This is a genomic window from Stutzerimonas stutzeri, assembly GCF_000590475.1.
Classification (GTDB): Bacteria; Pseudomonadota; Gammaproteobacteria; order Pseudomonadales; family Pseudomonadaceae; genus Stutzerimonas; species Stutzerimonas stutzeri_D.
In genome coordinates, this window is record NZ_CP007441.1 from 89495 (window position 1) to 116398 (window position 26904).

The 26904-nt window shown below is 62.6% G+C and carries 26 protein-coding genes; 21 read left to right on the top strand and 5 right to left on the bottom strand.

Translation table 11 applies throughout. The features are described 5' to 3' along the window. Positions 1 to 13: 13 nt before the first annotated feature. The 4 genes from CH92_RS00420 to CH92_RS00435 all read left to right on the top strand — a co-directional run bounded on the left by CH92_RS00420 (position 14) and on the right by CH92_RS00435 (position 5406). Positions 14 to 1087: an aminopeptidase gene (locus CH92_RS00420; RefSeq protein ID WP_025239826.1), complete on the top strand. Its 1074-nt coding sequence runs from the start codon at positions 14 to 16 to the stop codon at positions 1085 to 1087. Positions 1088 to 1338: 251 nt separating this feature from the next. Then, positions 1339 to 2514: a hypothetical protein gene (locus CH92_RS00425; RefSeq protein WP_025239827.1), complete on the top strand. Its 1176-nt coding sequence runs from the start codon at positions 1339 to 1341 to the stop codon at positions 2512 to 2514. 11 nt (positions 2515 to 2525) lie between these two features. Continuing rightward, entirely contained in the window at positions 2526 to 3248 is a 723-nt protein-coding gene (locus CH92_RS00430; RefSeq protein ID WP_025239828.1) for a ferritin-like domain-containing protein, read from the top strand. Between the two features lie 268 nt (positions 3249 to 3516). After that, on the top strand, positions 3517 to 5406 hold the full coding sequence (locus tag CH92_RS00435; RefSeq protein ID WP_051517536.1) for an isoleucyl-tRNA synthetase: 1890 nt from the start codon (positions 3517 to 3519) through the stop codon (positions 5404 to 5406). 12 nt (positions 5407 to 5418) lie between these two features. Here the strand turns inward: CH92_RS00435 and CH92_RS00440 are convergent, their stop codons facing one another. From CH92_RS00440 to CH92_RS00450, 3 genes are all read right to left on the bottom strand, one after another. Then, on the bottom strand, positions 5419 to 6063 hold the full coding sequence (locus CH92_RS00440) for an HAD family hydrolase (protein WP_025239830.1): 645 nt from the start codon (positions 6061 to 6063) through the stop codon (positions 5419 to 5421). Between the two features lie 398 nt (positions 6064 to 6461). Beyond that, positions 6462 to 6998: a gamma carbonic anhydrase family protein gene (locus tag CH92_RS00445; RefSeq protein ID WP_025239831.1), complete on the bottom strand. Its 537-nt coding sequence runs from the start codon at positions 6996 to 6998 to the stop codon at positions 6462 to 6464. Between the two features lie 39 nt (positions 6999 to 7037). Next, a complete protein-coding gene (locus tag CH92_RS00450) occupies positions 7038 to 7859 on the bottom strand; it encodes an AraC family transcriptional regulator (RefSeq protein WP_025239832.1) in 822 nt (273 codons plus the stop codon). 85 nt (positions 7860 to 7944) lie between these two features. On the opposite strand from CH92_RS00450, the gene CH92_RS00455 reads away from it, so the two are divergent. From CH92_RS00455 to CH92_RS00470, 4 genes are all read left to right on the top strand, one after another. Continuing rightward, positions 7945 to 8937: a bile acid:sodium symporter family protein gene (locus tag CH92_RS00455; protein ID WP_025239833.1), complete on the top strand. Its 993-nt coding sequence runs from the start codon at positions 7945 to 7947 to the stop codon at positions 8935 to 8937. A gap of 374 nt (positions 8938 to 9311) precedes the next feature. Next, positions 9312 to 11360, top strand: a complete 2049-nt coding sequence (gene prlC / locus CH92_RS00460; protein WP_025239834.1) for an oligopeptidase A — start codon at positions 9312 to 9314, stop codon at positions 11358 to 11360. Further along, on the top strand, positions 11357 to 11635 hold the full coding sequence (locus tag CH92_RS00465; protein ID WP_025239835.1) for a YheV family putative zinc ribbon protein: 279 nt from the start codon (positions 11357 to 11359) through the stop codon (positions 11633 to 11635). The genes prlC and CH92_RS00465 overlap by 4 nt, the downstream gene beginning before the upstream one ends. A 17-nt stretch (positions 11636 to 11652) precedes the next feature. Then, on the top strand, positions 11653 to 12420 hold the full coding sequence (locus CH92_RS00470; RefSeq protein WP_025239836.1) for a DUF1835 domain-containing protein: 768 nt from the start codon (positions 11653 to 11655) through the stop codon (positions 12418 to 12420). 202 nt (positions 12421 to 12622) lie between these two features. Here CH92_RS00470 and CH92_RS00475 read toward each other — a convergent pair whose 3' ends face one another. Further along, entirely contained in the window at positions 12623 to 13696 is a 1074-nt protein-coding gene (locus tag CH92_RS00475; protein WP_025239837.1) for an acyltransferase family protein, read from the bottom strand. A 168-nt stretch (positions 13697 to 13864) separates the two neighbouring features. Between CH92_RS00475 and CH92_RS00480 the strand changes: the two genes are divergently transcribed. The 8 genes from CH92_RS00480 (at position 13865) to CH92_RS00515 (ending at position 22555) form a co-directional block, all read left to right on the top strand. Beyond that, positions 13865 to 14929, top strand: a complete 1065-nt coding sequence (locus CH92_RS00480; RefSeq protein ID WP_025239838.1) for a PA0069 family radical SAM protein — start codon at positions 13865 to 13867, stop codon at positions 14927 to 14929. A 205-nt stretch (positions 14930 to 15134) separates the two neighbouring features. Next, positions 15135 to 15866 (top strand): carbonic anhydrase, encoded by a 732-nt coding sequence (locus CH92_RS00485; protein WP_025239839.1) that lies wholly within the window; start codon positions 15135 to 15137, stop codon positions 15864 to 15866. Positions 15867 to 15951: 85 nt separating this feature from the next. After that, on the top strand, positions 15952 to 17478 hold the full coding sequence (locus CH92_RS00490; protein ID WP_025239840.1) for a SulP family inorganic anion transporter: 1527 nt from the start codon (positions 15952 to 15954) through the stop codon (positions 17476 to 17478). A 108-nt stretch (positions 17479 to 17586) separates the two neighbouring features. Beyond that, entirely contained in the window at positions 17587 to 17850 is a 264-nt protein-coding gene (locus tag CH92_RS00495; RefSeq protein ID WP_025239841.1) for a hypothetical protein, read from the top strand. Between the two features lie 209 nt (positions 17851 to 18059). Next, positions 18060 to 19193, top strand: a complete 1134-nt coding sequence (gene coxB, locus CH92_RS00500) for a cytochrome c oxidase subunit II (RefSeq protein ID WP_025239842.1) — start codon at positions 18060 to 18062, stop codon at positions 19191 to 19193. 12 nt (positions 19194 to 19205) lie between these two features. Continuing rightward, positions 19206 to 20834 carry a cytochrome c oxidase subunit I gene (ctaD, locus tag CH92_RS00505; RefSeq protein WP_025239843.1) on the top strand — a complete coding sequence of 543 codons (1629 nt, stop codon included), beginning with the start codon at positions 19206 to 19208 and terminating at the stop codon, positions 20832 to 20834. A gap of 243 nt (positions 20835 to 21077) precedes the next feature. After that, positions 21078 to 21659, top strand: a complete 582-nt coding sequence (locus CH92_RS00510; RefSeq protein WP_025239844.1) for a cytochrome c oxidase assembly protein — start codon at positions 21078 to 21080, stop codon at positions 21657 to 21659. Further along, entirely contained in the window at positions 21656 to 22555 is a 900-nt protein-coding gene (locus CH92_RS00515) for a cytochrome c oxidase subunit 3 (protein WP_025239845.1), read from the top strand. The genes CH92_RS00510 and CH92_RS00515 overlap by 4 nt, the downstream gene beginning before the upstream one ends. 57 nt (positions 22556 to 22612) lie before the next feature. Here the strand turns inward: CH92_RS00515 and CH92_RS00520 are convergent, their stop codons facing one another. Next, positions 22613 to 22813, bottom strand: a complete 201-nt coding sequence (locus CH92_RS00520) for a twin transmembrane helix small protein (protein WP_025239846.1) — start codon at positions 22811 to 22813, stop codon at positions 22613 to 22615. A 70-nt stretch (positions 22814 to 22883) separates the two neighbouring features. Here CH92_RS00520 and CH92_RS00525 point away from each other — a divergent pair, with 70 nt between their 5' ends. Genes CH92_RS00525 through CH92_RS00545 form a run of 5 tightly spaced genes read left to right on the top strand, consistent with a single transcriptional unit; the run spans position 22884 to position 26897 of the window. Next, positions 22884 to 23591, top strand: coding sequence for an SURF1 family protein (locus CH92_RS00525; protein ID WP_038623221.1), 708 nt, complete (start codon positions 22884 to 22886; stop codon positions 23589 to 23591). Between the two features lie 5 nt (positions 23592 to 23596). Continuing rightward, positions 23597 to 24178: a hypothetical protein gene (locus CH92_RS00530; RefSeq protein ID WP_025239847.1), complete on the top strand. Its 582-nt coding sequence runs from the start codon at positions 23597 to 23599 to the stop codon at positions 24176 to 24178. A 56-nt stretch (positions 24179 to 24234) separates the two neighbouring features. Further along, the gene (locus CH92_RS00535; RefSeq protein ID WP_025239848.1) at positions 24235 to 25302 is read left to right on the top strand and encodes a COX15/CtaA family protein; all 1068 of its coding nucleotides are present in this window, start codon (positions 24235 to 24237) and stop codon (positions 25300 to 25302) included. Between the two features lie 10 nt (positions 25303 to 25312). After that, complete coding sequence (gene cyoE, locus CH92_RS00540; protein ID WP_025239849.1) at positions 25313 to 26212, top strand: heme o synthase; 900 nt, start codon at positions 25313 to 25315, stop codon at positions 26210 to 26212. A gap of 49 nt (positions 26213 to 26261) precedes the next feature. Continuing rightward, complete coding sequence (locus tag CH92_RS00545; RefSeq protein ID WP_025239850.1) at positions 26262 to 26897, top strand: SCO family protein; 636 nt, start codon at positions 26262 to 26264, stop codon at positions 26895 to 26897. Positions 26898 to 26904 lie beyond the last annotated feature (7 nt).

A 26904-nucleotide genomic window follows, 5' to 3' on the forward strand; every position in this document is an offset into this window, starting at 1 on the left:
TGTGGATCCTCGAATGCGAGCAGGCGTTTGTTCGAAGCTGAAAACCGCCCTTGTCGACAACCGCGCTGGGTGCTGGGTTCCGCTGTTGCTGGCCGTTGGTCTGAATGGTTGCAGCACTTATTACGGGCAACTGGCGGTCGGCCAGCTGGACCTGTTGCGCCAGCGCGAGCCCATCGCGGCGATCATCGACAACCCGCAAACCGACCCAAAACTGCGCCAGCGGCTGGCCCTCGCGCTGCAAGCCAGACGCTTCGCCAGCCGTGCGCTGGGTTTGCCGGACAACGACAGTTATCGGGTCTACGCCGACATTCAGCGGCCTTATGTGGTGTGGAATGTGTTCGCTACCGAGGCGTTTTCGGTGGCGCCGTTGAACCATTGTTTTCCGATCGCCGGTTGCGTGGCCTATCGCGGCTACTACCAACAGGGACGCGCGCGCGGGGCAGCGGCGCTGCTCCGGGCCGAGGGCTATGACACGCAGGTCTCCGGAGTGCAGGCCTATTCCACCCTGGGCTGGTTCGACGATCCGCTGCTCAGTTCGATGCTGCGCTGGGACGACGAGCGGCTGGCCGGGCTGATCTTTCATGAACTGGCGCACCAGCGGCTCTACGTTGCCGGCGACACGGCGTTCAACGAATCCTATGCCTCTTTCGTCGAGCGCGAGGGGCTGCGCCAGTGGCGTGCCAGCCGTGGCCTACCAGCGCCAAGCGAGACGGCTCGTGATCCCTACGCGGACCTCAGCCGGCTGGTGCTGGCAACTCGCGAGCGGTTGGCTGCGTTGTATGCGTCCGGTTTGAGCGAGCCGGAGATGCGTGCCGCCAAAGCCGCAGAGTTCATGCGGATGCGGCAGGCGTATTGGCAACTGCGTGACGGGGCCTGGAAGGGCGACGGCCGGTTCGATCGTTGGATGGCCCAACCACTCAATAACGCGAGTCTCGTGCCGTTCGGCCTCTATGATCGCTGGGTGCCAGCCTTTGCCGCGCTATTCGAGCAGGCCGGTGGCGATTGGCAGCGTTTCTATATCCACGTGGCTACCTTGGGCCAACTGCCCACCGACGAGCGGACGCGTCGTTTAGAAGCGCTTCGCTGAACCGGCTAGCCGCTTCGCTTGAGGCCCGATGCGGCAAGGTTCTGCCGCCGATTCCGCTTCGCTGTAGCTGAACCTGTTCGAAGGGGTTACCCGCTGCCGCTTGTCGACTCCTTGCATGTTCGCCCCAAAATTCACGGAATTCTTTTTCCCCTGTCTCCGTCCATTTTCTAGGCAGTCAGCCTTGCTGACCCGTGATTCAGCCGTGCGCTTGCGTACGCATACCTAGAAAAAGCCGTTTAAACGGAGGCTCCATGGATAACCTAACCGGCATCCTCGACAACAAGGGCACGCCCCTTGAAAAGCAGAAGTTCACCTGGAAGGAAATGGCGGGCAAGCCGATCAGCAAGCTCGACGACGACGCCTTTACCCGCGTGCGGATCATCCTCATGAACGGGATCGAAACCGACGCACTGCGCCTCAAGCACGGCATCGCTCGTATCACCGGTCAGCTCCGCGGTCCTCTGGCCGAGATCCGCCGCGTCGAGCAGCACCAGGCGACCATGGTTAACTGGCTGATCTCGGCGGACCACTCGCCGTTGGAAACCACGGTGGCCTATGAGCAGGTGGCGATCGAAGTGACCGCGGCCGTGGCCCAGACCGAGCCCGACCCTTATCAAGCCCAGACCTACCGCTTCGGTCTGCTGGAGGACTTCGACCATCTGTATCGCTACTCGGCCATGCTTGATCGTCTCGAAGGCAAGGATGCGAACAACATCCTTCAGGGATACACCGACATCGTGCCGGGCCGGCAGACCTCCGAGCATCATCGCCATCCAGAAAATGACTTGCGCGACAGCTACGCGAAGGAGCAGGCGGATCTCATCACCAAAATCCATTGCGCGATGATCACTGCCGCCGAGTTCCAGACCCACGACTACTACATGAACATCGGTCCGCTGTTCGCCGACCCGCTGGCGCGTCAACTGTATGCCGAAATCGCCTCGGTCGAAGAGCAGCACGTGACCCAGTACGGCTCGCTGGCTGATCCGCAGGAATCCTTCATGGAGAAGTGGCTTGTGCACGAGGCGATGGAGGTCTATGCCTATGCCAGCTGCGCCGAACAGGAAACCAATCCGCGCATCAAGGCCATGTGGGAGCGCTTCCTCGACTACGAGCTGGGTCACCTGAATATTGCTTGCGAGCACTTCAAGAACATCGAGCGCCGCGACCCGGCCGAAATCCTCGGCGGCCCGCTGCCGAAGATGATCGAGTTCAAGAGCCAGCGTGAGTTTGTCCGTCAGGTATTGGCTGCTGAGGTCAACCTGCGCACCAGCGGGACCCAGTACGTCGACAAGAGCGAAGAACCGCAAAACTCCTTGGACTACCGCGCCCAGCTCAATTCCGAAGGTATCGCCTCGAACATCGTTTCGGCGGGCTACCAGTGGGCCCCGGGCGGTGAACTCATGCACATGCGTAAGGCTTCGTGAGGAGAACGGACATGGCGACTTCAGCAAAACTAGGCACCAATTTCACTGGCGTACAGATGTCTCCCAAGGACACCAAGCTCCTGCTCGACGCCGTCAATGACATTCATCCGGACGTACCGGGCGACTCCAAAGGCATGATGCTGGAGCGTTCCACGCGTGCCGAAGAAGCAGACCGCATTGGCTCGGTCCCGGTCCCCGGCTCGGCCAAAGGGATGCTCAAGTCCACGTTCGACATGGCGCTGGGCAAGAGTCCGGAACTGTTGGTGGACAAGCTTGGCGAGCGGTTGGCGTTCGAGCGCAGCGGCGTGCGTTTGTATGACGCAATGATCGCTAAGGCGAAGGCCCTGGACGCTGCAGACTCCGACCTGGTCCAGGTGCTCCAGCACATTCGTGACGAAGAGTTCGAACACATGAACATGGTCGCCGAGGCGATCGAAACCCTCGGGGCGGACCCAACGGCGCAGACGCCTTGCGCAGACGTTGCGGGAGTCAAATCGATGGGTGTGATGCAGGTGCTTACCGACCCGCGTACCAACCTCTCCCAGGGCATGGGAGCGTTGCTCACCATCGAACTGGAGGACAACGCTGCCTGGGAGTTGCTGATTGAACTCGCCGAAGCGGGCGGCCATCCGAACATCGCCAAGGGTTTTCACAAGGCGAAGGAGCAAGAGGATGACCATGTCATCAAGATCAAAACCCTGATCCGCCGGGATCTGATCAGCCAGGTGAAATGAATACCGCGTGCGCTTCATCCTTTGGCGTGCCCCCGGGCGCGCCTTTTTTTTAAAGGCAGACGGGCTTTGACCGGTCAGCCGGGCGGTACTCGACCCGCCGAGGCGATAGCTGTCGCCGCATTGGGCCGCCGCTGTCGGCACGCACTCGCTCGGCGGCGCTCGGTGGCCTGCGAAACCCATCATTTCGGCGCATGAAAGGCAGACAGGCGCGGGGCGAACCAGCGGCATTCGGTACACTCTGATGTCCATTGCCGCATCGAGCCATCGCATGTCCGAGCTTGCGTCAACCGACTCTCTTCCGCTCGTGCTTGTCGGGCCGCTGCTGCGCCGGCTCGAAGCCGGACGGCTGGTGTTCTGGCTAATAACCCGCGAGCCGCTGAGTCTGCGCCTGCAATTGCAGCCCCAAGGTGAATCCTGCCGCTCGCTGGCAATTGACGACGCGGCGTGTCAGCGGCTGCGGATCGGCACTTCGGCCTGGCTGCAGCTGATCGACCTGCGTTTGGAAACGCCGCTGCCGGCCGATCGGTTGATCGAGTACGACGTGCTGATCGCCAGCGGCGCCGTTGAGCTGGGCATCGCCAACTGGGCACCGCACCTGATCCATGAGGGCGCTGAGCGGCCGGCCTTCGTCATCCGCTCGCGCTACGACGATCTGCTGCACGGTTCCTGCCGCAAGCCGCATCATCCATCCGCGGACGGGCTGGTAGCGGTCGATGCGCTGGTCGCCGAAGCGCGTGAGGCCCCCGAGCATTGGCCCGCTGCACTGCTGATGACCGGCGACCAGATCTACGCCGACGACGTCGCCGGGCCGATGCTCATGGCCATCCACGCGCTGATCCACCGCCTCGGCCTGTATGGCGAATGCTTGGAGGGGGCGGTTGTTGGCGACAGTGACGCGCTCATGGCCCATCCGGCCACTTATTACCGACGCGAGCAGTTACTGCCGGCGTTCAAGTCCAACGAGGCGCTGCGCGAACGTTTTTTCGGCGGCGTGGAAAAGCCGGTGTTCACCACCTCCAGCGCGCATAACCATCTGGTGACGCTGAGCGAGGTCCTGGCCATGTACCTGCTGGTCTGGTCGCCAGTGCCCTGGACGCTGATCGAGCTACAGGCGCCGCCGCTGGACGAGGAAATGGCCCAGCGCTACGCCCGTGAAGCCGCGTGCATCGACGCGTTCCGCCAGGGACTGCCGCAGGTGGCGCGAGGGCTGGCGCATCTGCCATCACTGATGATCTTCGATGACCACGACATCACCGATGACTGGAACCTCAGCGCGCGCTGGGAGCAGACCGCCTACGGCCATCCCTTCTCGCGGCGCATCATCGGCAATGCGCTGCTGGGTTATCTGTTGTGCCAGGCCTGGGGCAATGCGCCGGATACCTGTGCCACGTCGCTGCATACGGTCGAGTCGTTGCTGGCAAGCGGCGAGGATGGCCAGCTCGACTGCGCGCTCCACGATCAGGTGGTCGATGAGCTGCTGCAGCGCGGCGACTGGGGTTATGTCATTCCAAGCGAACCGGCGCTGGTGGTGCTCGACACCCGTACTCGGCGCTGGCGCAGCGAGGGCAATCTGAATCGGCCCTCTGGCTTGATGGACTGGGAAGCGCTGACTGATCTGCAGCAGCACATTCTCGATCACCGCTCGGTGGTCATTGTTTCGCCGGCGCCAATGTTTGGGGTGAAGCTGATCGAAACCGTGCAACGCGTGTTCAGCTGGTTCGGGCTTTCACTGTTGGTCGATGCGGAGAACTGGATGGCCCATCGTGGTGCGGCGCAGGTCATGCTCAACATCTTTCGCCACACGCGCACGCCGGGCAACTACGTGGTGCTGTCGGGCGACGTGCATTACTCGTTCGCTTATCAGGTTCACATCCGTGGGCGCATAGAGGGGCCTAACCTCTGGCAGATCACCAGCAGCGGCGTGAAGAACGAGTTCCCGCGGCGCCTGCTGGATCTGTTCGACAGGCTTAACCGCTGGCTGTATTCGCCGCGCTCGCCCTTGAACTGGTTCACCAAGCGTCGCCGCGTGCGGGTTCAGCCGTGGCTGCCGAGCCGTAGCCGGTCCGGCGAACGCCTGTGGAATGGCTCGGGCATCGGCCGCGTTCGGCTCGATGCCGAGGGCCGCCCGGCACGGGTGGAGCAGATCAAGACGCGCTAGCTGAACGCCGCGCTAGCTGAACGCCGCGCGTAGCGCCGGCAGCGTCGCGTAGTAGTACGCCGGCGACTCGGCCATCAGCTCGGCGTGGCTGCCGAAGCCATAACCCACCGCGGCCGCCTGCAGGCCATTGCTGCGCGCGCCGATCAGGTCGTGCTTGCGGTCGCCGATCATCAGCGTGTGCTCGGGGTCGAGCCTTTCTTCAGCGATCAGATGGGCAATCAGCTCGACCTTGTTCGTCCGTGTGCCGTCCAGTTCACTGCCATAGATCATCTTGAAATGGTGGTCGAAGGCGAAGTGCCGGGCAATCTCGCGGGCGAATACCGAGGGCTTCGAGGTGGCGACATAGAGCGTTCGATCCTGACCACGCAAGTGTTCGAGCATCTCCAGCACGCCGTCGAACAGCAGGTTTTCATACAGGCCGACCGTCTTGAAGCGCTCGCGGTAATGCCCCACCGCTTCCCAGGCGCGCGCCTCGTCGAAGCCGTAGAACTCCATAAACGCCTGCAGCAGCGGCGGCCCGATGAAGGGTTCGAGCTTGCTCAGATCCGGCTCGTCGATACCGAGCTTGGCCAGCGCATGCTGGATCGAGCGGGTAATGCCCTCGCGCGGGTCGGTGAGGGTGCCGTCGAGGTCGAAAAGAATGGTGGAGTGATGCATGAGGTCTCGTCGTTGCGTTTCGCGCTGCGACACGGGGTGCAGCAGCGTCATGGAACCGGCGGTACGGTCTGGCGTTGGCGTTCCGGCTAAAGATCTACGGATCCTGCGGTTCCGCCCGACCATTCTGTAGTACGTTTCTGACCGACACATCGTGACAACGAGCGCAGACTCAAACAAGGCATGATGAAGAAATTGCTGATCGAGTCGATTCGCTTGACTTGGCTATAGGAAAGAAACATGAGTCACGTATTGCCAATGCTGCCGCTGGCGGACGATCCGGAAACCAGGCCAGTGCTAAAAAAGCCTTCTCGATGACCCGAGGGGCAAACATGCACTCAATTGAGTGCTTTTAAGTTCATGAGGCATCATCGCTAACGCTTCAATAGTTCCCGCTGCCTTCAAGCTCCCTCGGCCATATGCATGTCCTTCAGCTTCACGTAATTACCCGCGGTGTAGCTGAAGAAGCTGCGCTCCTTGTCCGTCAGCGGCCGGGCTTGTTTCACCGGGCTGCCGACGTAGAGATAGCCGCTTTCGAGCGTCTTGCCCGGCGGCACCAGGCTGCCAGCGCCGATGATCACTTCGTCTTCGACCACCGCGCCGTCCATCACGATGGAACCCATCCCCACCAGGATGCGGCTGCCCAGGGTGCAGCCGTGCAGGGTGACCTTGTGGCCGACGGTGACTTCGTCGCCGATGGTCAGCGGAAAGCCGTCCGGGTTGAAGGGGCCGGCGTGGGTGATGTGCAGGACGCTGCCATCCTGAATGCTGCTGCGCTTGCCGATGCGGATGCGGTGCATGTCGCCGCGGATCACGGTGAGCGGCCAGACAGAGCTGTCGTCACCGATCTCGATGTCGCCGATAAGAACCGCACTGGGGTCGACGAAGACCCGTTCGCCCAATGCGGGCGTGTGGCCCTGGTAGGTTCGGATGCTCATGAATTGCTCCTGTAGGCTCAAAAAAGGGATCGGGCGATTCTAGTGGACAGGGCCAGCGGCGAAACTGCTGCTGGAGCGGAAGAACTCGCCTGGCGTTGCGCCAAATTGTTCGCGGAAGGCGGCGATGAAGGCGGACAGGGACTCATAGCCGCAACCCAGCGCGACGTCGGTGACCCGCTCGCCGCGCTCCAGCGCCGGCAGCGCGCTGAGCAGCCGCAAGCGCTGGCGCCAGGCACGGAAGGTAAGCCCGGTATCGCGCAGGAACAAGCGGCTCAGGGTTCGCTCCGAGATCCCCAGCGTGCGGCTCCAGTCGGCCAGCCCTTCCTGCGATTCGGGCTGCGCTTGCAGGCTCTTGCACAGCCTATGCAGACGCGGCTCGGTCGGCAGCGGTAGCACCAGTTCGACTTCCGGGGCGCAACCCAACTGGTCCAATAGCACCTGTACCAGTCGACCTTCGGCGCCGTCCTCGGAATAGGCCTCAGGAAGCGTGCTGAAGTGGCGGATCAGCTCGCGCAGTAGCGGGCTCACCTGCAGCACTCGGCAGTGTTCCGGCGCATCGCCGACCACGCTGCGGTCGATATACAGGCTGCGGATGCAGGTGTCCGGTGCACAGAACACCTGGTGCGGGATGCCGGCGGGAATCCACACGGCGCGCAATGGCGGAGCAACGAAACGGCCCATATCCGTGCGCACTTCGAGCACGCCTTCTACCGCATGGGACAACTGGACCCAGGGGTGGCTGTGGCGGTAGCCGAGTTTGAGATTCGGCGGCGAATCGAGTTGCCCGTACACCGGGCGCGGCAGCGCTTTGAGTTCGCTGAGGCGTGCCATCAGCGCCGTGCTTTGTCCGTTTGAAGACATTTCATGCCTGCTTGGCGTTAGTCGGAAGCTGTCGCACACGTTAAGGTCCATTCCAGTCGCCCGCAAGACCTCAGGAAACTCATAGATGGCCAAGCTCCGGATACTGTTCGACAACTTCACGCTCGCCCTGCTCGCCGTGATGGCAATTGCCACGGTATTTCCGTGCGAAGGTCGCGGCGCGGTGTTTTTCGATTGGCTCACCACGTTGGCCATCGGGCTGCTGTTCTTCATGCACGGCGCCAAGTTGTCGCGTGAAGCGATCCTCGCCGGCGCGGGCCATTGGCGGCTGCATCTGCTGGTGTTCGCCTGCACCTTCGTCATGTTTCCGCTGCTGGGGCTGGCGCTCAAGCCGGCGCTGACGCCGCTGGTCGGTACCGAGCTGTACCTGGGCATGCTTTATCTCTGCGCGCTGCCGGCCACGGTGCAGTCGGCCATCGCGTTTACCTCGCTGGCGCGCGGCAACATTCCGGCGGCGATTTGCAGCGCGGCGGCATCGAGCCTGATCGGCATCTTCCTTACGCCGCTGCTAGTGGTGCTGTTGATGGGCGTCGAGGGTGAGGCCGGCTCGACGCTGGACTCCATCGGCAAGATCGTCATGCAGCTGCTGGTGCCTTTCATCGCGGGGCAGATTGCGCGGCGCTGGATTGGCGCCTGGGTGACACGCAACAAGGGCTGGCTGAAGAGCGTTGACCAAGGCTCGATCCTGCTGGTGATCTATGTCGCCTTCAGCGGCGCGGTGGTCGAAGGGCTCTGGCAGCTGGTGCCGCTCACCCATCTGCTGGGCCTGGTGCTGGCCTGCTGCCTGTTGTTGGCGATCGTGCTGTGGCTGACGCAATTTCTCGCCAAGCGGCTGGGCTTCAATCTCGAAGACCGCATCACCATCGTCTTCGCCGGCTCGAAGAAGAGCCTCGCCACCGGTGTCCCCATGGCGCAGGTGCTGTTCGCTACCAGCTCGGTGGGGATGATCATTCTGCCGCTGATGATCTTTCACCAGATACAGTTGATGGTCTGTGCGGTGCTGGCGCAGCGCTATGCGCGCCGCCCCGAACTGCCCGTGGAAGCGCCTGCGGCTCAGTAGAGCCGTTTGCCTCCGCTATCCGGAAAGCACTCGTAGCACCCTGTTGGAGCCAGGGGGACGCCCAGTCCTTGCTCGCGATCCAAGGTAGCGGAACACTACGCTGCCGGAAGCTTCACACCTGTGATCGCGAGCAAGCTCGCTCCTACAAGGCTATGCGCGGGAACCCGCGCTGCAGGAAATCGTCGCAATTAAAGAGCTACTCGGCCGAGCGAGGCGGGTCGACGTTGCAGCGTGGCGCAGCGCATTGTCGATTGGATGAACCCCGCGATTTCGTTATACATAGCGCCACTCTATCGAGCCGTTTGCTGGCTGCGCGGTTGGGCAATTGTCTTTAACATGCCTGGCTGATCATTTATTCATAAGGGGCAAATGCCGTGACCGATACCAATCCGCTGCTTCGGGAATTCGACCTGCCGCCTTACTCCGAGATCCGCCCCGAGCATGTCGAGCCGGCGGTGGACACTGTCCTCGGTGACAACCGCATCGCCTTGCAGGAATTGCTCAGCCGTCCGGCCGAGAGCCTCGACTGGAGCACCCTGGTCGTCGGCCTGGACGAGATGAACGAGCGCCTCAGCCGCGCCTGGGGTCCGGTCAGCCATCTCAATGCAGTGCGCAACAACCCGGAGCTGCGCAGCGCCTATGAGGCCTGTCTGCCCAAGCTGTCCGCCTACGCCACCGAACTGGGCCAGAACGCTGACCTGTTCGCCGCCTATCAAGCCCTGTCGCTCAGCCCTGAGGCAGACGGCTTCGATGTTGCGCAGACGACCATTCTCGAGCACGCGCTGCGCGATTTCCGCTTGTCTGGCATCGACTTGCCACCCGCCGAACAGCAGCGTTTCGGCGCGATCCGCATGAAGCTCGCCGAGCTGGGCAGCACCTTTTCCAACCAGTTGCTCGACGCCACCCAGGCCTGGACCAAGCACGTCACCGATGAAAGCCTGCTGGCCGGCATCACCGATTCATCCAAGGCGCAGATGGCCGAGGCCGCCAAGGCCAAGGAGCTGGATGGCTGGCTGATCAGCCTGGAATTCCCCAGTTACTACGCGGTGATGACGTACGCCGACAACCGTGCGCTGCGCGAAGAGGTCTATGTCGCCTATTCCACCCGTGCCTCCGATCAGGGGCCGAATGCCGGCCAGTTCGACAACGGCCCGGTGATGGAGCAGATCCTCGACCTGCGTCAGGAACTGGCCCAACTGCTGGGCTTCGGCAATTACGCCGAGCTTTCCCTGGCCACCAAGATGGCGGATAGCACCGATCAGGTGCTGGGCTTCTTGCGTGATCTGGCCCAGCGCAGCAAGCCGTTCGCCCAGCGCGACCTCAAGGAGCTGCGCGCCTTTGCCGCCGAGCAGGGTGTTAGCGATCTGCAGAGCTGGGACGTCAACTATTTCGGCGAAAAGCTGCGCCAGGCGCGTTACAGCCTGAGCCAGGAAGAACTGCGCGCGTACTTCCCGGTGGACAAGGTGCTGTCCGGCCTGTTCGCGATCGTCAAGCGCCTGTACGGCATCGAAATCCACGAGCTGGAAGACTTCGACAGCTGGCATCCGGACGTTCGCCTGTTCGAAATCCGTGAGAAGGGCGAGCACGTCGGGCGCTTCTTCTTCGACCTCTATGCACGGCCAAACAAGCGCGGTGGTGCCTGGATGGATGGCGCGCGCGACAAGCGCCGTACCTGCCTTGGCACGCTGCAGACGCCGGTGGCCAATTTGGTCTGCAACTTCACCCCGCCGGTGGGTGAGCGCCCGGCGCTGTTGACCCATGATGAAGTCACCACCTTGTTCCACGAGTTCGGCCATGGCCTGCATCACCTGCTGACCCAGGTCGAACATGCTGGCGCGTCGGGCATCAACGGCGTGGCCTGGGATGCGGTGGAGCTGCCCAGCCAGTTCATGGAGAACTGGTGCTGGGAGCCCGAAGGCCTGGCGCTGATCTCCGGCCACTATCAGACCGGCGAACGTCTGCCGCAGGACAAGCTGGACCAGATGTTGGCGGCGAAGAACTTCCAGTCCGGCCTGGTGATGGTGCGTCAGCTGGAATTCTCGCTGTTCGATTTTGAATTGCACGCCACTCACGGCGACGGCCGCAGCGTGCTCGAGGTGCTGGAAAGCATCCGCGATGAAGTGTCGGTGATGCGTCCGCCGGCCAGCAACCGCTTCCCCAACAGCTTCGCGCATATCTTCTCCGGCGGTTACGCGGCCGGTTATTACAGCTACAAGTGGGCCGAGGTGCTGTCCTCCGATGCCTTCTCGCGCTTCGAGGAAGAGGGCGTATTCAACGCCGATACCGGCCGCGCCTTCCGCGATGCGATTCTGGCGCGTGGTGGTTCGCAGGAACCGATGGTGCTGTTCGTCGACTTCCGCGGGCGCGAGCCGTCAACCAACGCACTGCTGCGCCATCTTGGCCTGAGCGAGGAGGTGGCATGAGCGACGAGCCGAAGGTAACCACCAAGCGCTTCATCGCCGGTGCCGTGTGCCCGGCGTGCAGCGCCAGCGACAGCATCAAGATGTGGGACGTCGACGGCGTGCCTCACCGCGAATGCGTCGAATGCGGCTACGCCGACACCCTCAACGCTCAAGGCCAGTCGGTGCCGTCCGAGCTGGGTACCCGGGTCAATCAGGCCAAGCCGAAATCGCCTGATCCGCAGGTACAGGCGGTGCAGTTCTTCCCGAACCCGAAGCTGAAGAAAAAACCCGACTGAGAGAGTGGAGAATCGCCATGTGGCATATCACCTGTGGCGATCTCGCCGCCGACAGCGTCCGCCAGTTGCTGGCCGAAGGAAACGAGGTCCGCATCCTGCGCGACGATTTGGCGGTCGGGCCGCTCGTCGACATCGAAACCCCGCCCTGCCGGATGCGCTCTGCCTTCTGGGAAGGAGTCTGGCCTGTCGGGCTGGAGCCTCGGCCGGATTTCTCCGGGATCGCCAGCGATGCCGAGTGGCTGGCGCGGCTGGCTGATCAGCCGCGGCAGATAACGGTCTGGCATGGCGATAGCGCCTCCGAGCAGTTGATGCTGACGCGGGTGGCGGCGGCCCTTGAAGGCTCATCGATTCCGCTGCACGAGGTCGCCTGTGGCACCGGTGACGGTCGAGTCGGCACGCGCATGGCAGTGTCCATGCATGCGCCGGACGCGCTGGCTGCGCTTTATCAGCCGCGCCTGCTCGAGCCCGCTCGCATCGGCGAGCTCGCCAGCCAATGGCGGGCCGCCGTTGATGAGAACGCAGCGATACGCCGCTGGATCGATGGGCGTTTCGTCGGTGAAGACCATTCGCGGATAGATAGCGAGCTCCAGGCGGCCTGCGGTGACGACTGGATGCCTTTGGCGCGTGCCATGGCGGAGGTCATGGGCCATTGCGACGGTTTCTTCTCCACAGACCTCTTCCTCTACTGGCGCGCCCGCGAGCTGGCGAAACATGGCGTCATCGAGCTCAGCGACGGTGCAGAAGCCGAGTACAGCAAGGTGCAGGTGCGTCTTATCTCAACCTGAGTAAGCGTGCTGGAGCAGGTTGCTCGACTCGCGTAGCGAGAGGCGTCCGATGGCTACCAAGCCAGGCGAAGCATTCGTCCTCTTGGCTTCACACCATAACCCCAATTGCGGAACGCCAGCGCTGAGGTTGATGCCCGTGAAGCAAGCGAAGAGGACTTTTCGCTGTCGCTCAGTTACGGCGCTTCGATGTCGCGTTTTCGATTCAGACCAACGTCTTGGGGGCCACCACGGCAGCTTGCGGTGCGCCCGAGAAACGTTTTTTGAGCTTCATCGCCGGCGCCTCGATCAGATGCCAGGACAGAATAGCCAGTAGCAAGGTCGGCGCCAGGCTGATGGCCGTCAGCCAGAACACGCCGATCTCGTGGCCCAATAAGTACACCGTGAGTTGCTGGAACGGGAAGGCATAGATGTACATGCCATAGGAGAAATCGCCGTATTTGCCGAACCGGGCGATCAGAGGAATTGGCGCGTAGGCCAAATAGATCACCAGGTAGGGCAATGCGAGCACATAAACGTAAGGCCCGGCGGCGGTATGAAACGTCAGCGCCAGCGCAACGACCAATGCCGCGGCGATCCACCCACGCCACGGCAAGGCGTCGCGGTAGAGGAAAATGGCGGCCCCGGTGTAATACAGCAGGCCCAGCTTGACGATGTTCTTGATAAAGAATGACTCGATGCCGAGCATCCCCAAAATCCAGAAGTGACCTACTGCGAGACCGGCAATGGGCAGGAATATCAGCCGACGATTCAACAGCCCGACCAGACCCATTATCAGCACGCCGATGTACATCAGGACCTCGAGCGGCAGCGTCCACAGCGAGCCGTTTACCACGTTCGGATAGATATTCTGGCTAAACACGCCTGGCAGCTCGAAGCGCGTGATGAGCAAGGCATTCTGCAGGTACGTCCAAGTAACGGGGGACGAGAAATAGTTGCTCAAGGGGCGGTCGGTTACCAGCGGACCGATGATGAACGCTGACAGCAGAACCGCCAATATCAGCGCAGGAAAGACACGTAGCGCGCGCTTGATCAGAAAGCTTTTCGCACTGCTGCTGTTGATCCATGACGAGGTGATCAGATAGCCGCTGATGACGAAGAAGATCGCGACGGCGAACTCACCGCCGTTCTCATAGCCTGTCAGCAGTTCAATGGGCTCGTCAGGACGGCGACCGGTCAGCGGATAGCTGTGAACGAGCAGGACCAGCGTGGCGGCGAAGAACCTTAGGAAGTCGAAATTATTCTCGCGCGTGAAACGTGTGCCTGGGTGGGCGGGCATCTGCACCTCCTTGTCGATACCAGAGGCAGCCGAGGTTTCAGCTGTGGCGTGTTTGGCAGAAGTGATTGGAAATAATTCCCGCTTGATTTGTTTTTTTCCGACCGTTGGCATGCGGTGCCCGGCCTGGTACGGTGTACTGTATGCATGAACAGTATTCCAGAGGTCGCTATGCGCGCTACGTCAACGACACCTCGCGGCCGTGGCACCGCAATCAATCCGGATAACCGCTTTGCCCCGACCCGCAGCGAGGCGTATGACGACGGTTGGGAACAGGACGTGCCGCCGAGCCGCGCCACCGAGGTACGTAGCGAGACGGCGAAGAGTGTGATCACGCGCAACCAGTCGCCGGATGTCGGCTTCGATCGTTCGGTAAATCCTTATCGTGGGTGCGAACACGGCTGTATCTATTGCTTCGCGCGGCCCAGTCACGCTTATTGGGACCTGTCGCCGGGAATCGATTTCGAGACCCGTCTGATTGCCAAGACCAACCTCGCCGAGCGTCTCGAGCAAGAGTTGAGCAAGCCCGGCTACGTGCCGCAGCCCATCGCGCTGGGGGTCAATACCGACGCCTATCAACCATTGGAGCGCGAGCAGCGGCTGACGCGCCAGGCATTGGAAATCCTGCTGCGCTTCAAACATCCGGTGCACATCATCACCAAAGGCTCGCTGGTGCTACGCGACCTCGATCTGCTGGTACCGCTGGCCGAGCAGAAGCTGGTCAGTGTCTCGGTCAGCCTGACCACGCTGGACGACGAGCTCAAGCGCGTCATGGAACCACGCGCCGCCTCGCCCGCGGCACGCCTGCGGGTGTTGCGCACGCTGCACGAGGCCGGCGTGCCGGTGAGTGTGATGTGCGCGCCGATGATTCCGATGATCAACGACATGGAGCTTGAACGAATGCTCGAGGCGGCTCGACAAGCCGGTGCGCATTCGGCCGGCTACGTGCTGCTGCGCCTGCCGCACGAGGTGGCGACGCTGTTCGACGAGTGGTTGCAGGAACATTTCCCTCAGCGTGCCGCCCACGTCATGAGCTTGGTGCGCCAGTCACGCGGCGGCAAGGATTACGACAGCCGTTTCGGCAGCCGCATGCGCGGCGAGGGGCAATTCGCACAACTGCTAGCCCAGCGTTTCCAGCTGGCCTGCAAGCGATTGGGTTACAACCGCCGGGACCAGAACTATGGCCTCGACTGCAGTCGCTTCGTCGTCCCGGGTTCGCAGATGTCGTTGCTCTGAACGATCCCGGCCGCGCGAAACGGTACGCGGTGCCATCATTTAGCGATTGGTTAGTTCGTCGCAAAGGCTCGTCCTAGAGCGGCTCGTTCAGTTTCAGTTAAGTCTCGCTGACTAGCCTCGAGGCAAATGTGACCAGGCAGTCACGCTGGCCGCATGGCGGTCTAGTGGCCTGGCGCGTCTTTGCCCCGCATCAGGAGACCAGCCCATGCGTGAATCCACCACTCGCACCGAACCCACCCAATTACCTGCACGCGGCGAAAGCGCTGACGAGTCGTTCGCTCATCTCGTCGATGGCTTTCGCCGCTTCCGTACCGAGGTCTATCCCGAGCAGCAGGCGCTGTTCGCCCGCCTGGCCAAGGCCCAGCAGCCACGCGCCATGTTCATCACCTGTGCCGACTCGCGCATCGTCCCGGAGCTGATCACTCAGAGCTCGCCGGGCGACCTGTTCGTCACCCGTAACGTCGGTAACGTGGTGCCGCCATACGGCCAGATGAACGGCGGTGTATCGAGCGCCATCGAGTACGCGGTGATGGTGCTGAACGTGCAGCACATCATCATCTGCGGGCACTCCGATTGTGGCGCGATGAAAGCGGTGCTCAACCCTGGCGGCTTGCAGCGGATGCCCACCGTCAAGGCCTGGCTGCGGCACTGCGAGGTGGCGCGCAGTCTGGTGGAGGAGAACTGCAACTGCGCCGCCGGCGATTCCCTGGGGGTGCTCACCGAGGAGAACGTCGTGGCTCAGCTCGACCACTTGCGCACCCATCCGTCGGTAGCGTCCCGCCTTGCCGGTGGCCAGCTGTCGATCCACGGCTGGGTCTACTGCATCGAGACCAGCGAAATTCTTGCCTACGACGCCAGCCTCGGCCGTTTCGCGCCGCTCGATGGCGACGGGCCGTCGCCAGTGGCGACACCCGCCCCGCGCTACCTGCAGGCCTGAACACCGCCGGCCTGTAATGGCTGAGCGAATCGGTATCTACGCACGCGACGCTGCTGGCGTCGCAGCGTGTTCGAGGAGTCTCTGGATGAATGCAGAAACGATCAAAGCGACCCTGCCGCGCGACCTCATGGCGTCGGTGGTGGTTTTCCTGGTGGCGTTGCCCCTGTGCATGGGCATCGCCATCGCGTCGGGCATGCCGCCTGCCAAGGGCGTAGTCACCGGAATTATCGGTGGGCTGGTGGTGGGCTGGCTTTCTGGCGCGCCGCTGCAGGTCAGCGGTCCGGCCGCCGGTCTCACGGTGCTGGTGTTCGAACTGGTGCAGCAGTACGGCGCCGCCATGCTCGGTCCGATCCTGCTGCTGGCCGGGGCGATTCAATTGCTCGCGGGGCGTCTGAAACTGGGCTGCTGGTTCCGGGTCACCGCGCCGGCAGTGGTCTACGGGATGCTGGCGGGCATCGGCATTCTGATCGTGCTGTCGCAGCTGCACGTGATGATGGATGCGCAGCCGGAAGCCTCGGGGCTGGACAACCTCAGCGCCTTTCCGGCCGCGCTGTGGTCGGCTCTGCCGTTTGCCGGCAACGGTGACGGCCTGGTTGCCGCATCTCTCGGATTGCTGACCATCGCCTGCATGGGGTTGTGGGACCGGCTCCGGCCGCAACAGCTGCGCTTGCTGCCTGGCGCGTTGCTGGGTGTCGCGGCGGCGACGCTGGTGGGCTTGTGGCTGGGGCTCGAGGTGCGCCGCGTCGAAGTGCCGGACAACAGCTGGCTGCGCCCGGCCGATCTGCTGGCCTTCGCCGATCCCGGTCTGCTGGTCGCCGCCTTGGCCGTCGCCTTTATCGCCAGCGCCGAAACCTTGCTATCGGCCGCCGCGGTCGATCGCATGCACCAGGGGCCGCGGGCCGATTTCGACCGCGAGCTGTCAGCCCAAGGCATAGGCAACATGCTCTGCGGTGTGCTCGGTGCGCTGCCGATGACCGGGGTGATCGTGCGCAGCTCGGCCAACGTCCAGGCCGGCGCCCGCACGCGGCTGTCGGCCATGCTGCATGCCGTCTGGCTGCTGGCGGCGGTGGTCCTGCTCGCGGCCTTGCTGGAGCGCATCCCCGTGGCGAGTCTGGCCGGCGTGCTGGTCTACACCGGGCTCAAACTGATCGACCTCAAGGCGCTGCGCCAACTGGGTCGCTACGGCCGTATGGCCATGCTGATCTATGTCGTCACCGCGCTGTCCATCGTCGCGGTCGACCTGCTGACCGGCGTGCTGGTGGGCTTCGCCCTGACTTTGGCGCAACTCGCCTGGCAGGCCTCACGGTTGAAGATCAATGTGGTGCAGGACGGGCTACGGGTCGAGTTGCGCATGCAGGGCGCGGCGACATTCCTCAAGGTGCCGCAGCTGGCGCGAGCGCTGGAAGCTGTGCCCCAGGGTGCCTGGCTCTACGTGCCGATGGAGCACCTGCGCTACATCGACCATGCCTGCATGGAACTGCTGGAGGAGTGGCACCGCTCGCACCAGGCCAAGGGCGCCCGATTGATCATCGAGCCACGCGCGCTCACGCGGCGGGTGGAAGGTCGGCGCCGACAGGCGGCACATCTCGCCGGCCTGGCGGAGGGGAACTAATCACAGCGGCGAACCCCTGATTCTCTGGTACGGGCGCGCTTCGAGCGCTCGCCTGATGGCAGCGCATCGGCAGCCCCGATGCGTTGCCGTTCGTTTTGGAGGACTGAGTTGGACGTGTTTCTCGATTTACTGCAATGGCCGGCAATGGTGGTCACTGTGCTTGCCGCCTGGCTGATCGGCTCGCTGAGGCCGGGGCGCCGGACGGTCGGTTTCTGGTGTTTTCTGTTGAGCAATCTACTTTGGATCATCTGGGGCTGGTCCGCCCAGGCCTGGGCGCTGATCACGTTGCAGGTGTGCCTGGCACTGATGAATGTCCGCGGTGTGAAGAAGAACGATCAGCCTCGGGAAGCGCAGGCCAACGCGAGTAGTTGACGAAATTGCCAGTCCGGCATGGCTGTCTATACTCCGATCGTAAGCGTACCGATTGAATCCGACTGTGCGTGCAAAGCGAGGGTTGGTGCCCAGGAATTGGGGGGAGCCAGATCAGCGTGTAGTCAGGCGGTCGAGGTGAGCGTGGCTCGCTTTGGCGACCGGACGAACAGCAGTCGGCGGGATAACAAGAACCATAAGGGGAACCCGCAATGTCGCGACATCCACGAGTTTGGATGGGGATTGGGCTGTGGTCGCTATTCGGTCACGCCCAGGCGGCCTGGGACGTGAATATGCGCTCCGGTGCCACGGAAGTCAGTCGTTCCGTGTTCGATTTGCATATGACGATCTTCTGGATCTGCGTAGTCATCGGCGTGGTGGTGTTCGCCGCCATGTTCTGGTCGATGCTCGCTCACCGCCGTTCCAAGCGGCTGGAGTCGGCACATTTCCACGAGAACACCCGAGTCGAGGTGCTCTGGACCATCATTCCGTTATTGATCCTCGTCGGTATGGCAGTCCCGGCGACCCGCACTCTGATTCACATCTACGACGCGTCCGAATCGGACGTCGACATTCAGATCACTGGCTATCAGTGGAAGTGGCACTACAAGTACCTGGGCGAGGATGTCGAGTACTTCAGCAACCTGACCACCCCACGCGATCAAATCAACAATCTCGAGCCCAAGGGCGAGCATTACCTGCTGGAAGTGGACGAGCCGCTGGTGATTCCGACGGGCGCCAAGGTGCGCTTCCTGATCACCGCAGCGGACGTCATCCACTCCTGGTGGGTACCGGACCTGGCGGTTAAAAAGGACGCCATTCCCGGTTTCATCAACGAATCCTGGACCCGCATCGACAAGCCCGGCATCTACCGCGGCCAATGCACTGAGTTGTGCGGCAAGGACCATGGCTTCATGCCGATCGTCGTGGACGTGAAGACACCGGAAGACTACGCCGCCTGGCTCGGCGAGAAGAAGGCGGAAGCCGCCAAGCTCGCGGAACTGACCAGCAAGGAGTGGACGCTCGAAGAGCTGGTGAGTCGTGGCGAGAAGGTTTACCAGACCAACTGCGCATCCTGCCACCAGGCGGGCGGCGAGGGCCTGCCACCGATGTTCCCGGCATTGAAGGGCTCGCCCATCACCACCGGCGAGGCTGAGGATCATCTCAGCGTTGTCGTCAACGGTAGGCCGGGCACCGCCATGGCGGCCTTTGGCAAGCAGCTGTCGGAGGTCGACATTGCGGCTGTGGTGACCTACGAGCGCAATGCATGGGGCAACAACAAGGGCGACATGGTCACGCCGAAAGACGTGCTCGACTTCAAGCAGGCCGAAGAAGCCAGTCAATAGGGGAAGGCAGCGATGAGTGCAGTGATCGACGATCATGGTCATGCCGGGCATGACCATCACCATGGCCCAGCCAAGGGCCTCATGCGCTGGGTGCTGACGACCAACCACAAGGACATCGGCTCGATGTACCTGTGGTTCAGCTTCTGCGCCTTCCTGCTTGGCGGCTCGATGGCCATGGTCATCCGCGCTGAGCTGTTCCAGCCGGGTCTGCAGATCGTGCAGCCGGAATTCTTCAACCAGATGACCACCATGCACGGCCTGATCATGGTCTTCGGCGCGGTGATGCCGGCGTTCGTCGGCTTGGCCAACTGGATGATTCCACTGATGATCGGTGCGCCGGACATGGCGCTGCCGCGACTGAACAACTTCAGCTTCTGGCTGCTGCCGGCGGCCTTCGGCCTGCTGGTTTCGACCCTGTTCATGGAGGGCGGCGGACCCAACTTCGGCTGGACCTTCTATGCGCCGCTGTCAACGACCTATGCGCCGGAGTCGGTGACCTTCTTCATCTTCGCCATCCACCTGATGGGCATCAGCTCGATCATGGGCGCGATCAACGTCATCGCGACCATCCTCAACCTGCGCGCGCCGGGCATGACGCTGATGAAGATGCCGCTGTTCGTCTGGACCTGGCTGATCACCGCCTTCCTGCTGATCGCAGTGATGCCGGTGCTGGCCGGCGTGGTGACCATGATGCTGATGGATATCCACTTCGGCACCAGCTTCTTCAGCGCGGCCGGCGGCGGCGACCCGGTGTTGTTCCAGCATGTGTTCTGGTTCTTCGGTCACCCCGAGGTGTACATCATGATCCTGCCGGCGTTCGGCGCCGTCAGCTCGATCATCCCCGCCTTCAGCCGCAAGCCGCTGTTCGGCTATACCTCGATGGTCTACGCAACCGGTGCCATCGCCTTTCTCTCGTTCGTCGTCTGGTCGCACCACATGTTCACCGTCGGTATTCCAGTGGTCGGCGAGCTGTTCTTCATGTACGCCACCATGCTGATCGCGGTGCCGACCGGGGTGAAGGTGTTCAACTGGGTGAGCACCATGTGGCGCGGCTCGCTCACCTTCGAGGCGCCGATGCTGTTCGCCGTGGCATTCGTCATCCTCTTTACCATCGGTGGCTTCTCCGGGTTGATGCTGGCGATCGCCCCGGCGGACTTCCAGTACCACGACACCTACTTTGTGGTGGCGCACTTCCACTACGTGCTGGTTCCTGGCGCGATCTTCGGCATCTTCGCCTCGGCGTACTACTGGCTGCCGAAATGGACCGGCCACATGTACGACGAAACGCTGGCCAAACTGCACTTCTGGATGAGCTTCATCGGCATGAACCTGGCGTTCTTCCCGATGCACTTCGTCGGACTGGCCGGCATGCCGCGACGCATTCCGGACTACAACATGATGTTCGCCAACTTCAATATGGTCTCGAGCATCGGTGCCTTCATGTTCGGGACGACTCAGCTGTTGTTCCTGTTCATCGTCATCAAATGCATTCGCGGTGGCCCAGCTGCCGCCGCCAAGCCCTGGGATGGTGCCGATGGTCTGGAGTGGAGCGTGCCGTCTCCGGCGCCTTATCACACCTTCAGCGTGCCGCCGAGCATGGAAGAACTCCACGAGCACCGCACGGGACCCAAGCATGAATAGTGCTGCAGCCGCTGGCCGCTTAAGGCTGGCGGTGGAGTGCCGGTTGGCTTCGACCGGGCACGCTACGGCTGCCCTGGAGTTGGCCGATGGCTGCAGTGGTGGACTGAAGGCCGCGCTATGGGGGGCGAGGGGTGCGTCTGGTCGGGCCGGGCAACGTTCCACTTCAGACCATCAGAACAACCACCACAGCACCAAGCCGAAGCGTGCGCTATACGGTGAAACGCGCTCGGCAAGGAGGGCGCGATGAGCGATTCTCTGCCCACCGCCCGGCTTGTCCGCCGGCTATTGATTGTGGTCGTCGCGATGTTCGCCTTCGGCTTCGCGCTGGTGCCGATCTACGACGTCATGTGTAAGGCCTTCGGCATCAACGGCAAGACCGCGGGTGCCTATGAGGGGACGCAGATTACCGACGAGGCACGCGAGATACGGGTGCAGTTTCTCGCCACCAACGCGTCAGGGATGGTCTGGGAATTCCAGCCGATGGCCGATCAGATCAGTGTCAATCCCGGCGCCACCCGAGAAATGCTCTTCGTCGCCTACAACCCCACCGACAAGCCGATGACGGCACAGGCCGTGCCCAGCATTTCGCCCTCGAAGGCGGCCGCGTATTTCCACAAGACCGAATGTTTCTGCTTTACCCAGCAGGTGCTACAGCCTGGTGAGCGCATCGAAATGCCGGTGCGTTTCATTGTCGATCGTGATTTGCCCTCGGACGTGCGTCATCTGACGCTCGCCTACACCCTGTTCGATATCACGTCTCGCCAACCTCCCGTCGCCGTCGTTGATCAGGCGTCCGTGGTGGCGGCCAAGGAGAGTCTGCAATGAGCCAACAGACCACCACGCACGAGAATTACTATGTTCCCGCCCAGAGCAAGTGGCCGATCATCGCCACGGCCGCGTTGCTGACAACGGTCTTTGGTCTCGGCACCTGGTTCAACGACCTCAAGGCCGATCGCGCCGAGTCGAACGGCCCGTTGATTTTCTTCGTGGGCGCGTTGCTGATTGCTTACATGATGTTCGGCTGGTTCGGCGCGGTAGTTCGCGAAGGCCGAGCCGGGCTCTATAGCGCGCAGATGAATCGCTCGTTTCGCTGGGGCATGAGCTGGTTCATTTTTTCCGAGGTCATGTTCTTTCTCGCCTTCTTCGGTGTGCTGTTCTACATCCGCTACTGGGTCGGCCCCTGGCTAGGGGGTGAAGGCGACAAAGGGGTGAGCAATATGCTCTGGCCCAACTTCGAATACACCTGGCCACTGCTGAACAACCCGGATCCCAAGCTCTATCCGGCGCCTGAAGGCACTATTGGTGCCTTCGGGCTGCCGCTGATCAACACCATTCTGCTGGTGACCTCGAGCTTCACGCTGACCTGGGCGCACCATGCGTTGCGCAAAGGAAATCGCAAACACCTCAAGCTCGGATTGGGGCTGACCGTGCTGCTGGGCGCCTCGTTTCTGGCCCTGCAGATAGAGGAATACATTCACGCCTACACCGAGCTGGGGCTGACGCTTGGCTCGGGCATCTACGGCGCGACCTTCTTCATGCTCACGGGCTTTCACGGCGCCCACGTGACCATTGGCGCGATCATCCTGTCGATCATGCTGGTGCGCAGCTTCCGCGGTCATTTCACGCCGGAGCAGCACTTCGGCTTCGAGGCGGCGTCCTGGTACTGGCACTTCGTGGACGTGGTCTGGATCGGCTTGTTCATTTTCGTCTACGTGCTTTGATAGCCGGCAAAGGCTGGACCTGGAACGACCAGCCATGACGCTGCACATGGACCTGGCCTAGCCAAAACCCGGGTGCAGCTGTCCGGAATAGAAGCCCCAGGCGATCAGCGCGATCGTCAGGGCGGAGAGGGTGACGCGAACGAACAATGCGGTCACCAGGCGGGAGGTTCGACCTTCGTCCTTGACCAGAAAGAACAGACCACTGAACAGACTGATCAGCGTGGCTACTAATAACAGAATGATCGCCGCCTTGAGCATGAGCGAGTCCGTAGCAGAGCAAGTGGGGGTGCAGTATAGCCAGCCGTATCAATACGCCGTGGGGCGCGGCATGAGCGGATTCAAACCCGGTCTGCTGCCAACGTTGCTGGTCCTGACGCTGATGCCGCTGCTGGTCTGGCTGGGGGTCTGGCAGTTGGAGCGCGGCGAACAGAAGCGCGACATGCTGGCTCGCCAGGAAGCGCGGCAGCAGGCAGCACCGGTTGGACCCGAGCAGATCGAGCGGCTCGAAGATCCCGCCTACAGCCGTATCTATCTGCAAGGCAGTTTCGATGCCGAGCACAGCTTCCTGCTGGACAGCCGCACCCGCGACGGCCAGGTCGGCGTCGAGTTGTTGCAACCCTTTCAGGATCAGCCGAGCGGTCGCTGGACGCTGGTCAACCGTGGCTGGATCCCCTGGCCGGATCGGCGAATCCCGCCGAAGTTCGACACGCCGGATCGCCCATTGAAGCTGGCCGCCTGGGTCTACGCACCTTCCGGCAAGCCGTTCTTGCTAAACGAGCGCATGGCCGAGGGTTGGCCCAGGCTGCTCAATCACGTCGACGTCGGAGCGCTCTGGCAATTGCTCGGACGTGATGGCGTCGAATACGAGCTACGACTGGAGCCCGGCCCGGCGGCGTACCGGGCGGACTGGCCGATCACCAGCATGCAGCCGCAGCAGCATCTGGGCTACGCGGTGCAATGGTTTGCGCTGGCGGCGGCGCTGCTGGCGTTGTTCATTTACTTCGGCGTGCATCAGGCACGAGGGAGCAAGCAGTGACCGCGATGAATCCGACCTTCGATCCCGTACACCCCCAACGCCGCCGCGGGCGGCTGCAACTGTTGCTGATCCTGGCCGTGGTGATCGGGCCCATGTTGCTGGCGACGGCGATGTATCGCTTCGGCTTCTGGATACCCGAAACTCGAACCTACGACGGCGCTTTGGTAGCCACCGGCAAAGGGCGCGAGACGCTCGGGGTGACGGTGCCGACGGCGGCCGAACCCCGCTGGGAGCTGCTGGTTACGGCACCGCAAGGGTGCGCTGAAGACTGCCAGCAGTTGGTCTATCTGGCGCGGCAGATCAATATCGGCCTGGCGCGTGAGGCTGGCCGTGCCGGCCATGCGCTGGCGAGCGGGCAGGCATTGAGCGCCGACTACTATCAGCGCCTGCAGCGCGAATACCCTCAGCTGCAGCGTTATGCGCTGGACCCCGCGGTTTATGCGAGCAACCCGGAGGCACCCGACGGCGCGCAGCTGTGGATCATCGATCCGCACGGCAATCTGGTCCTGCGCTACGACGCCAAAGCTAACGGTAAGGGGATTCTCGATGACCTCAAGCACCTGTTGAAAATCTCCCAGATCGGCTGACCCAGGCACTCGGCCGCCTCGCTGGAGTCTCAACGAGGTCGACCAAGGAGAACCAGATGGCAAAACCCGGATACCGTCTTGCCCTCGTTGCCACACTGCTGGCCGTGGTGGTGGTGCTGCTCGGTGCTTATACGCGGCTGACACACGCCGGCCTCGGTTGCCCGGACTGGCCCGGTTGTTATGGTTTTCTAGCGGTACCGATGAGCGAGCAGGCCCAGAGCCTGGCGGCGCTGCGCTTCCCGGATGCACCGGTTGAGGTGCACAAGGGATGGAACGAGATGGTGCATCGCTACTTCGCCGGTGCACTGGGGCTGGTGATCCTCGCGCTCGCCGTGCAGGCGCTTCGGCGGCGTTCGCAGCCGGGTCAGCCGGTCAAGCTGCCGCTGATGCTGCTGGCCGTGGTGATCACCCAGGCGGCCTTTGGCATGTGGACGGTGACCCTGCAACTCTGGCCCCAGGTGGTAACCGCACACCTGCTGGGCGGCTTCACGACCTTGAGCCTGCTGTTCCTGCTGACCCTGCGCTTGTCGGGACGGCGCCCAGCGATCCGGCCTATACCGGCCCGGATCAGAGCGCTCGCGATGCTTGGCCTGCTGGCGGTAGTCGTCCAGGTCGCGCTGGGCGGTTGGGTCAGCAGCAACTATGCCGCAGTGGCCTGTACAGACCTCCCCACGTGCCACGGTGAATGGTGGCCTGAGATGGATTTCGCCAACGCCTTCAACCTGACACACCACGACATTGGCCCCAACTACCTCGGCGGCATGCTATTCGGCGAGGCGCGTACTGCCATTCACCTGACTCATCGGATCGGCGCGCTCACCGTGACGCTGATTCTGTTGACGCTCGCTTGGCAGCTCTGGAACAACGGGTTGCAGCGTCTGGCCGCGTTGCTGCTGGCGGCACTGGCGTTGCAGGTCGGGTTGGGCATCAGCAATGTCCTGCTCAATCTGCCGTTGGCTGTCGCCGTCGCCCACAACGGCGGCGGTGCGCTGCTGCTACTGGTGACTGTGCTGCTCAACTATCGCCTACGCCTTAGCCCCGAGGTCACCGCCGTGCGTGACCCTCTGCTGCAAGCCCGACTGAATTCGAACACGACGGGCGGGCTCGACCTGCCCCGCGCATAAGGAGAATCCCATGGCGACTGTACTCAGCGAACGCGGTGCCCAGGCCAGCTGGCGCGACTACCTCGAGCTGACCAAACCAAAGGTGGTGCTGCTAATGCTCATCACCTCGCTGGTGGGCATGTTTCTCGCCACGCGCGCTGGCGTGCCCTGGACCGTGCTGGTCTTCGGCAATCTTGGTATCGCGCTCTGTGCGGGGGGCGCCGCGGCGGTCAACCACGTCGTGGATCGGCGCATCGACTCGGTAATGGCGCGCACTCACAAGCGGCCACTGGCCGAAGGACGGGTTTCACCGGCCGCGGCTTTGTTCTTCGCGCTGCTGCTCAGTGTCGCCGGGATGGGCCTGTTGCTGACCTTTACCAATGCACTGGCGGCCTGGCTAACGCTGGCCTCACTGATCGGCTACGCGGTTATCTACACCGGCTTTCTCAAGCGCGCCACGCCGCAGAACATCGTCATTGGAGGGTTGGCCGGTGCCGCACCACCCCTGCTCGGCTGGGTCGCAGTGACGGGTCAGGTCACCGCTGAGCCCCTGCTGTTGGTGCTGATCATCTTCGCCTGGACCCCGCCGCACTTCTGGGCGCTGGCGATACACCGCAAGGCCGAATACGCCAAGGTCAACGTGCCGATGCTGCCGGTGACCCATGGCGAGCACTACACCAAGGTGCATATCCTGTTGTATACCGCCGTGCTGCTGGCGGTGAGCTTCATGCCGTTCGCCATCCACATGAGCGGCCCGCTGTACCTGGCTGCGGCAGTGCTGCTGGGTGCGCGCTTCCTGTTCTGGGCCATCGTGCTCTACCGCGACAGCCGCCCCCATGCAGCCATCAAGACGTTCAAATTCAGCATCTGGTATCTGTTCGCGCTGTTCATCGCGCTGCTGGTTGATCATTATCTGCTGCTGAACATCTAGGCCGGCGCAGAGCGTCTCGCCGGCCTGACCCAGCCATTACAGGAATCCCATGACCCGCATCCAGACAACCGTCTTCATCCTCGTAGCGCTGGTCGCGCTGGTCATCGGCCTGACGGTTTACAAGGTGCTCAATACCGAGCAGCAGCTCGACACCGCGGAACTGCTCGATGCCGGCATCGTCATGCTGCCCCAAGGGCGTGACGTGCCAGACCTGACGCTGACCAACCAGAGCGGCGAATCGGTATCCATGGCGCAGCTGGAAGGGCAGTGGAACCTGCTCTTCTTCGGCTATACCTTCTGCCCGGATATCTGCCCGGCGACATTGGCCGAACTGCGCCAATTGCGTGGCAAACTGCCGGAAGACGTGAATCAGCGGCTCCAGCCGATCCTCGTCAGCGTCGACCCCGAGCGCGACACGCCGGAGCAATTGAAGAAATATCTGGATTACTTCGGTGCGGGCTTCATCGGCCTCACCGGCCCGCTGGACGATATCCAGACTCTGGCCAACGCGGTTGGCGTGCCGTTCATCCCGGCGGACACCTCGAAGAAAAACTACACCGTCGACCACGGCGGCAACCTCGCGCTTATCGGCCCGGACGGTCGCCTGCGTGGCTTTGTTCGCGGACCGCTGCGCACTGAGAAACTGGCTGAGCAGCTGCCGATACTGATCGGGCGCGACGGCTGAGCGTCGC

Coding starts and splice junctions, on each gene's coding strand:
- CH92_RS00420 (WP_025239826.1), top strand. CDS start 14: ATGCGAGCAGGCGTTTGTTCGAAGCTGAAAACCGCCCTTGTCGACAAC.
- CH92_RS00485 (WP_025239839.1), top strand. CDS start 15,135: ATGCGTGAATCCACCACTCGCACCGAACCCACCCAATTACCTGCACGC.
- CH92_RS00465 (WP_025239835.1), top strand. CDS start 11,357: ATGAGCGACGAGCCGAAGGTAACCACCAAGCGCTTCATCGCCGGTGCC.
- CH92_RS00510 (WP_025239844.1), top strand. CDS start 21,078: ATGAGCGATTCTCTGCCCACCGCCCGGCTTGTCCGCCGGCTATTGATT.
- CH92_RS00430 (WP_025239828.1), top strand. CDS start 2,526: ATGGCGACTTCAGCAAAACTAGGCACCAATTTCACTGGCGTACAGATG.
- CH92_RS00535 (WP_025239848.1), top strand. CDS start 24,235: ATGGCAAAACCCGGATACCGTCTTGCCCTCGTTGCCACACTGCTGGCC.
- CH92_RS00525 (WP_038623221.1), top strand. CDS start 22,884: ATGAGCGGATTCAAACCCGGTCTGCTGCCAACGTTGCTGGTCCTGACG.
- CH92_RS00455 (WP_025239833.1), top strand. CDS start 7,945: ATGGCCAAGCTCCGGATACTGTTCGACAACTTCACGCTCGCCCTGCTC.
- CH92_RS00425 (WP_025239827.1), top strand. CDS start 1,339: ATGGATAACCTAACCGGCATCCTCGACAACAAGGGCACGCCCCTTGAA.
- CH92_RS00490 (WP_025239840.1), top strand. CDS start 15,952: ATGAATGCAGAAACGATCAAAGCGACCCTGCCGCGCGACCTCATGGCG.
- ctaD (WP_025239843.1), top strand. CDS start 19,206: ATGAGTGCAGTGATCGACGATCATGGTCATGCCGGGCATGACCATCAC.
- CH92_RS00440 (WP_025239830.1), bottom strand. CDS start 6,063: ATGCATCACTCCACCATTCTTTTCGACCTCGACGGCACCCTCACCGAC.
- CH92_RS00445 (WP_025239831.1), bottom strand. CDS start 6,998: ATGAGCATCCGAACCTACCAGGGCCACACGCCCGCATTGGGCGAACGG.
- CH92_RS00480 (WP_025239838.1), top strand. CDS start 13,865: ATGCGCGCTACGTCAACGACACCTCGCGGCCGTGGCACCGCAATCAAT.
- CH92_RS00520 (WP_025239846.1), bottom strand. CDS start 22,813: ATGCTCAAGGCGGCGATCATTCTGTTATTAGTAGCCACGCTGATCAGT.
- CH92_RS00450 (WP_025239832.1), bottom strand. CDS start 7,859: ATGTCTTCAAACGGACAAAGCACGGCGCTGATGGCACGCCTCAGCGAA.
- coxB (WP_025239842.1), top strand. CDS start 18,060: ATGTCGCGACATCCACGAGTTTGGATGGGGATTGGGCTGTGGTCGCTA.
- CH92_RS00435 (WP_051517536.1), top strand. CDS start 3,517: ATGTCCGAGCTTGCGTCAACCGACTCTCTTCCGCTCGTGCTTGTCGGG.
- CH92_RS00545 (WP_025239850.1), top strand. CDS start 26,262: ATGACCCGCATCCAGACAACCGTCTTCATCCTCGTAGCGCTGGTCGCG.
- CH92_RS00475 (WP_025239837.1), bottom strand. CDS start 13,696: ATGCCCGCCCACCCAGGCACACGTTTCACGCGCGAGAATAATTTCGAC.
- cyoE (WP_025239849.1), top strand. CDS start 25,313: ATGGCGACTGTACTCAGCGAACGCGGTGCCCAGGCCAGCTGGCGCGAC.
- CH92_RS00530 (WP_025239847.1), top strand. CDS start 23,597: ATGAATCCGACCTTCGATCCCGTACACCCCCAACGCCGCCGCGGGCGG.
- CH92_RS00470 (WP_025239836.1), top strand. CDS start 11,653: ATGTGGCATATCACCTGTGGCGATCTCGCCGCCGACAGCGTCCGCCAG.
- CH92_RS00515 (WP_025239845.1), top strand. CDS start 21,656: ATGAGCCAACAGACCACCACGCACGAGAATTACTATGTTCCCGCCCAG.